The 2,151-nt window shown below is 30.7% G+C and carries 2 protein-coding genes and 1 pseudogene; 1 reads left to right on the top strand and 2 read right to left on the bottom strand.

Going from position 1 to position 2,151, the window contains the following annotated elements; all coding sequences use genetic code 11:
* Positions 1–225: pseudogene (locus B8T70_RS23440) on the top strand (zeta toxin); the annotation flags it as partial.
* Positions 226–1,025: 800 nt separating this feature from the next.
* On the opposite strand, the gene B8T70_RS24405 reads toward B8T70_RS23440, so the two are convergent.
* Both B8T70_RS24405 and B8T70_RS24165 read right to left on the bottom strand, forming a co-directional pair.
* The gene (locus B8T70_RS24405) at positions 1,026–1,916 is read right to left on the bottom strand and encodes a DNA-binding protein (protein WP_039116793.1); all 891 of its coding nucleotides are present in this window, start codon (positions 1,914–1,916) and stop codon (positions 1,026–1,028) included.
* A 49-nt stretch (positions 1,917–1,965) separates the two neighbouring features.
* The coding region (locus B8T70_RS24165) for a hypothetical protein (RefSeq protein ID WP_207621563.1) at positions 1,966–2,151 on the bottom strand (186 nt) is incomplete at its 5' end.

Below are 2,151 nucleotides of genomic sequence, written 5' to 3'. Positions count from 1 at the left end.
GTAAAAACCAGGGTCCAGGAAGGTGGTCATAATATTGAAAATGATGTTATCAGACGTCGATATACAAATGGATTAATAAATTTATTTAAGATATATTTGCCAATAGTTAATGAGGCAATGATATTTGATAACACTAATGCAAAGGCAGAATTAATAGCACAAAAAACATTTGGTAATACGATTGAAATTCTAAATAGAATTAAGTTCAATAAACTAAAAGAATAACTACAAATGGAAAATCACAAAACAACATCGACTCAGAAGAAAGTTCTAGAATGAATGGATAAAGTTTGCGAAAAGCTAATTGAATTTAAAAAGAAACAAACAGCGATTTAGTAGTAATGAAGGATGGTAAAATAGTCAGAATAAAACCTAATACATTGTATTTTTTTTTTGAAAATAAATTTTAAGCCCATTTCTAGGGTTTTTTTTGTGCAGATATTTAAACAAAAGTAAAGATGAAATTTCTGACGGAGCCAGTAATGCGCAAGACCGTGTTTACTGGAACTCAATAATTTTCAGTATAATGAGGGTCTAAAAACATTAAATCATTTAACTCAGTTTGCGTCTGCACTGCGGACGTAATTTGAAAGATTTGATTTTACTTACCAAATTACCTTAGTGAAAAGCCCATATATCGGAATTGGAATATGTTCTGAAAAGAATTCCAAAGTGAACTTGGTAGGTCAATAGTTATTCATACAGTCATGTTTCTTATGTTTTCAATTGTATCCATACTGCATACACAATTGAGTAAAAATGGTCTTAATTAAAAATGGAGTTTTTAGCGGACGATGCAGGATTCGAACCTTAAGATTGAAAACCGCGTATTTCCTGCATTTGTCAATTTTCGTAAACTACTGTGCCACGATTTTGCCATGAAACTCAGAATGCCATTTTTTTACTGATTTTTAAGTTAATTTTCATGCCTTAACTTATTTAAAATGAGATGTATAATTCGTTTTGTGAAAATAAAAATTAACTAATTTTTTCCGATAAATCGAAAAATTTTGATTTTATATGTATTACTTGTATTCGATCTGGAAATAATTGAGAATAGATTTGTAATTATCCTGAGCACTTAGACAGGTATCCATCAAATATTCTCTTATGTGATTCCATTCCTGTAATCCTCTGTAATAAAAAAGCTTTAGCTGTTCATCAATGATAAATGGCACAATATTGTTTGCAAGACATTCCTTAAAAATAATTAATCGTCCAACACGACCATTCCCATCTTGAAAAGGATGTATGATTTCGAATTTATAGTGAAAATCAATGATGTCTTCGATAGTTTTATTTTTAATGGTATGATAAGTAGCGAGAAGTTCTTTTATTTTTTGAGCAACTTGATTAGGAGGACAAGTCTCATTACCTCCAACTTCATTTGGCATTTTTTTGTATTCGCCAACATTAAACCAGTCTTTTCCACTATCAGAAGTACCAGATTTTAATAAAAAATGAAGTTCTTTAATAATGGTTTCGTTGAGCTTAGTATTTGCTTTTTCAATAATAAAATCTATAGAGCGAAAATGATTAGAGGTTTCAATAATGTCATCTACGTTTACACTTTCTTTAGAAGCACCAATTGTATTGGTTTCAAAAATATATCTTGTTTGATCGTGTGTAAGTCTGCTTCCTTCAATTTTATTTGAATTATAGGTTAAATCAATCTGCGTTCGGTGGTAGATACCACCCTTTAATTTCATATCCTTTTGCTCTTTTAAGCTGTTCAGTAAAATATTCTTACTTACTTTTTTATTTCCTTTTCGAGGCATTACTGCATCTTCAGGAATACTCCAGGTTTTACCTGTTAGGAAAACTCCTTTTAATTTACCTAAAGCACAATAATTACGAACCGTCCTCTCGGACAGTTCCAGCTTTTTTGCAAATTCTACTACTGAAAGATATTTCATGTTTATGAAGTTCTGTTATCGGCAAATATATGGTAAATTTTGAATAAAATCAATGGTTTTTGCCGATAAGAAAAAGAGAGTAATAAAAACTAGTAAATGTCGAAATTGACCGTCTTAGCTTTTTGTGGCAAAATTGAGGGCAACTCCAATATGTAAATGTATAAGGAGTAATGTCTTGATTTGGTATTGCATCAGAATCCCATTCAACAGAATATGCAGTAGGTTCCCCTTCGAG

This window comes from Flavobacterium sp. AJR (genome assembly GCF_002156885.1).
GTDB lineage: Bacteria > Bacteroidota > Bacteroidia > Flavobacteriales > Flavobacteriaceae > Flavobacterium.
This window is presented reverse-complemented; position numbering and strand designations above follow the sequence as displayed.

Bases quoted from the DNA above. Each gene is read 5' to 3' on its own strand.
- B8T70_RS24405 (WP_039116793.1), bottom strand. From the start codon at position 1,916: ATGAAATATCTTTCAGTAGTAGAATTTGCAAAAAAGCTGGAACTGTCC.